Source organism: Cytobacillus firmus (assembly GCF_023715565.1).
Classification (GTDB): domain Bacteria; phylum Bacillota; class Bacilli; order Bacillales; family Cytobacillaceae; genus Cytobacillus; species Cytobacillus firmus_C.
Genome location: NZ_JAMBOJ010000115.1, coordinates 1 through 4,311, shown reverse-complemented (window position 1 = coordinate 4,311; position 4,311 = coordinate 1). Strand labels below are relative to the sequence as shown.

5 protein-coding genes are annotated in these 4,311 nt (G+C 37.1%); 3 read left to right on the top strand and 2 right to left on the bottom strand.

The window, feature by feature from the left end; genetic code table 11:
* Positions 1–154: 154 nt before the first annotated feature.
* Complete coding sequence (locus M3205_RS24895) at positions 155–1,678, bottom strand: glycine betaine uptake BCCT transporter (protein WP_251172328.1); 1,524 nt, start codon at positions 1,676–1,678, stop codon at positions 155–157.
* Positions 1,679–2,038: 360 nt separating this feature from the next.
* Here M3205_RS24895 and M3205_RS24890 point away from each other — a divergent pair, with 360 nt between their 5' ends.
* Complete coding sequence (locus M3205_RS24890) at positions 2,039–2,878, top strand: polysaccharide deacetylase family protein (RefSeq protein ID WP_251172327.1); 840 nt, start codon at positions 2,039–2,041, stop codon at positions 2,876–2,878.
* A 48-nt stretch (positions 2,879–2,926) separates the two neighbouring features.
* On the opposite strand, the gene M3205_RS24885 is transcribed toward M3205_RS24890, so the two are convergent.
* Positions 2,927–3,361 carry a DUF1885 family protein gene (locus M3205_RS24885; RefSeq protein WP_251172326.1) on the bottom strand — a complete coding sequence of 145 codons (435 nt, stop codon included), beginning with the start codon at positions 3,359–3,361 and terminating at the stop codon, positions 2,927–2,929.
* A gap of 174 nt (positions 3,362–3,535) precedes the next feature.
* Here M3205_RS24885 and M3205_RS24880 point away from each other — a divergent pair, with 174 nt between their 5' ends.
* Both M3205_RS24880 and M3205_RS24875 read left to right on the top strand, forming a co-directional pair.
* Positions 3,536–3,835: a DUF3055 domain-containing protein gene (locus tag M3205_RS24880; protein WP_251172325.1), complete on the top strand. Its 300-nt coding sequence runs from the start codon at positions 3,536–3,538 to the stop codon at positions 3,833–3,835.
* Positions 3,836–4,046: 211 nt separating this feature from the next.
* Complete coding sequence (locus tag M3205_RS24875) at positions 4,047–4,175, top strand: GapA-binding peptide SR1P (RefSeq protein ID WP_061793428.1); 129 nt, start codon at positions 4,047–4,049, stop codon at positions 4,173–4,175.
* Positions 4,176–4,311: the final 136 nt, after the last annotated feature.

Genomic DNA, 4,311 nt, shown 5'->3' with positions numbered 1-4,311 from the left:
TCCCGTTGAATTGGATTATGTTTAGAAAGCATATTAATCACCTCAAGCATTGTATTACTTCTATTTTAAATCAAAAAAGACTCCCGACAAGTACGATTTTCATCGAGTTTGTCGACAGTCTGAAATCGGCACCCATTTACAGGTGCCGATTTTTTTAGTCTTTAATATCTCTTTTTTTTGGTATGGCTTCTTCTTTAAACGATTTAGCCAGGGATAGAACGATCAGTAGCATAATGACGGTAAAAGGAAGTGCAGCTATAATAGAAGCTCTTTGGAGTGCTTCTAGTCCCCCTGTCCATAAAAGGATAGCTGCAGAAGCAGATTGGATAATGCCCCATATGAATTTCACTTTCCCAGGAGGATTTAGACTTCCGTTTGTCGTTTGCATCCCAAGAACAAAGGTAGCTGAATCTGCAGAAGTTATAAAGAATGTACTGATTAAGAATATAGCTAATAAACTTAGAACTGTGCTGAGAGGGAAGTTATCAAACACGGTGAACAGTGCAACTTCCATTCCCTGCTTGTCGATTGTTTCCATAATAGGCTTGGCCTCGAAAAATTCAAGGTATATTCCTGTCCCTCCAAAAACTGAGAACCAAAGTGCTCCAAAGAGGGTTGGAACAGCAAGCACACCAATGATGAATTCTCTTATAGTCCTTCCGCGGGAGATTCTTGCTATGAATGTACCAACAAATGGAGCCCAGGCAATCCACCAGGCCCAATAAAAGATTGTCCAATCCTGAAACCATGTCAGCTCCTGATCAAAAGGACTAAGCCTGAAGCTCATGGAAGGAAGATTTTGAAGATAGGAGCCAATTGTTGTTGTAAATAGATCCATAATAAAATTTGTAGGCCCTACAAAAAGCAGAAATAACAATAATGAGAGAGCTAAAAAAATATTTAAATTACTTAAATACTTTATCCCTTTATTTAAGCCGCTTTGTGCTGAAGCCATAAACAAGACGGTCACAACTACAATAATAATTAATTGAGTGGTAAAGTTATTGCCGATGCCGGAAAATGTTTCAGAAAGTCCGCCGGATATTTGAATTGCTCCGAGACCTAAGGATGTCGCAACACCAAAAACAGTAGCGAATACGGCTATAAAGTCAATTAATACACCAAGCGGACCATCTACCTTGCTCCCCAAGATAGGCCTCAATATGGAGCTGATTACTCCCGGTGCCCCTTTTCGGAACTGGAAATAAGCGAGTGCAAGCCCGATGACTGCATATATAGCCCATGGGTGAAGCCCCCAGTGGAAGAAGGAGTACCTCAGGGCAGCTCTTGCTGCTTCAGGTGTCTGCCCCTCAAGAAACGGTGGCGCATAGTAGTGAAACATTGGTTCCGAGACTCCCCAAAAAACCAGGCCAATTCCCATTCCTGCACTGAAAAGCATGGCAAACCAGCTTAAGTAGCTATATTCTGGCCTGTCTGTATCCTTACCCAAACGGATATTTCCGTACTTGCTGAAAGCTAACAGGATTGAAAAAATCAAAAAGATAGAAGCTGATAAAAGGTAAAACCAGCCGAATTTTTCCAATATGAACCCTTGAACAGATGCTGTAACAGCATCAAGATTGCCTTTTGGCAGTATGGACTTCGGAACAAGTCCCCATAAAATAAATATTGCAGTGAATAAGACTGAAACCGTAAAAACGGGTGTCAGTTTCTTCATCAAATCCCTCCAGTCGTAATAGGTAAACCTAAGTAAGTAATTCTGTAAAACTTCCAATCCTCTAAATGCAGGCATTAAATATCCTGCTTTCCTGATAGTGTTTGCTTGATTTTTTAAGCAAATGGAGCTCAAAAGGGGAGAGCAGTTTCCTGGAAACAGACTTTGAAGTAAAATCAAAAGAATGGAGAAATCCAATCTGATTTTTAAAGTTTACTTTTAATGTTCAAACCAAGACTGTTTCGGGTAAAATCAGTAGGTAATAATAAGAATTCCTGAGGGGAACTACTTTTTTAAAAGGCCATGTTACATACTAACACTAATGAAAGGGAGTTTAAAGAAATATGCATTAAGGAGGTAACAATGAGAAAAGCTATTATTTTTATTTGTATTACTTTCGTTATAAACCTGACAGCATGTATGGATTTATCAGCTGATGAAGATAAGCAATCAGATTTTGAAAAAGAAGAAGAAAATAACTTGGCTGTTCATTCTAATATTCCTTCAGCTAAAACTGAAAAACCCCAAGCTGATGCCGGTGAAAAGCCGAAAGAAGAAGCGGTATCTCTGCCAGAACCGCAATACAAGATAAATGAACATAATTGGTCAATAGAACCAATCAATAAGGCCACTTCAAAAGTAGTATTACTCACCATTGACGATGCTCCTGATAAAAATGCATTGGAAATGGCCAGAATTTTAAAAAAACTTTCAGCACCTGCAATTTTTTTTGTTAATGGGCATTTCATAGATACACCGGAAAAAGCAAAAGTTTTGAAGGAAATTCATGAACTTGGCTTTGCTATTGGCAATCACACAAATAGCCACCAAAACCTGAAAAGCTTAACTGAAGAGCAGCAGTATAAAGAAATTGTTGACCTTAATGATCGGGTTGAGGAGATTATTGGAGAGAGGCCAAAATTCTTCCGGGCACCATTCGGGTCTATTACAGACTACAGCAGGAAAATTGCTGAAGGTGAACACATGGTGGTCATGAATTGGACATACGGGTATGATTGGGAGAAGGAATATCAATCAAAAGAAGCTATAGCAGATATTATGATTAATTCACCTTATTTGTCCAAAGGTGCAAACTTATTGATGCATGATAGGGAATGGACAAAAGAAGCCTTAGAGGATATTGTGAAGGGACTTAGAAATAAAGGGTTTACGCCAGTTGACCCAGTTCTGATCAGCAAGTAAACAAAAGAGAACAGCCGATGCTGTTCTCCTTTTTTAAAAGAATCCAATTTATTTTCTTTTATAATAATACATAATTCTACCATTAAAAAGATGCAATTCACCTTGAAGTTTTTTAGCGAGAAATTTGCAAAATTCATTTGCTTTGCCTTTATCTCCGAATGTAGCACCTTCCGGCAATGTAACTTGTATGTAAGACTGCTCACGTACAGAACCGTCTTCATCATGCACTTTTTCTTTGTCAATACCAAGCAATATGGCGTTATACCGGTCATGTTGAGAATGCAGGTAAAACCAGGTTCCTTGTGCTTCTGGCGTCTCTTTTATCTCATAAGGAAAAGCAGCATCATCATATTCCCATTTAATCTGGCTGCCTGTTTTTCCGGTAATATCCTTATAATATAAAAAAAGTTCTTTAAGGTCTTCCGTTGAAATATTTTCTTTAGCTGATGAAGGAACCAGCTTGATAAATGAATTAGCTGCCAACTTCTTTCCCCCCATTATCCCATAATTATGGTAATGAACATCCTCTTCCATTCTAGCATTAGATAAAATCTTATGACAACTTAAAATAGAAAGGGAAATTTAAATTACTTGTCAAATAGCCCAAAATGAATTATAATAATATTCTAAATATTGTTATAAATAAGGAGGGATCTTATGAATTTTTTTGAGAAGCTTTATGATGAACATGAAAACGTGAATGTCCGTTTTGTTGGCTTTACAACGGAGTCAACACGATATGATTTTGGAATTGTATATACAAACCTCTTCTTTTCCAAGCCTCTGGTTATCTGTATGCAGACAGGCCGCTCAACTCTCCTTGACCCTAAAGATCTCGAAGACATCGAATATTTGCAAAAGGCATTCAAGCTTGATTTATACGAACAGGCTGCAGATTTAAGCGAATTTTTCTTAGAAGCAATCCCAGGTGCCCGTTTTGAGGAACAATATGACTAAGTTAATACAAAAAAACAGGCCATAAATGGTCTGTTTTTTTGTATTATGACATACTATTTATAAAGTGTTTTGATGGGTAATAAGGGAAATGCCAGGATAAAACAATAATTATGTTATACAATTAGGCTTGATATTTTAATAATGTTATATTATTATAGATTTAAAGATAAAGCGCTTTCAACTATAACTCATTGAAAAGGAGAATGAAAAGATGGGTACAATCGTATGCCAGGCTTGCAATTCAACTATTGATCACTTTGAGGATGAAAAAGTAACTGTATTATATTCAAAAAAATGCAATTGCTGTGACGGAGAAAAATCAGAGAAGACAAACAAATAAACGTTGAACATAAAAAGGGGCTGGGACAAAACTAGCTTCAGATAGTAAGAAAGGTGAATTTGAGTGCGCTCAAATTCACCTTTCTCTTATTTCAGGGTATTAATTCTTTAAATTCTTATTTTTTGGCAGTGAATTT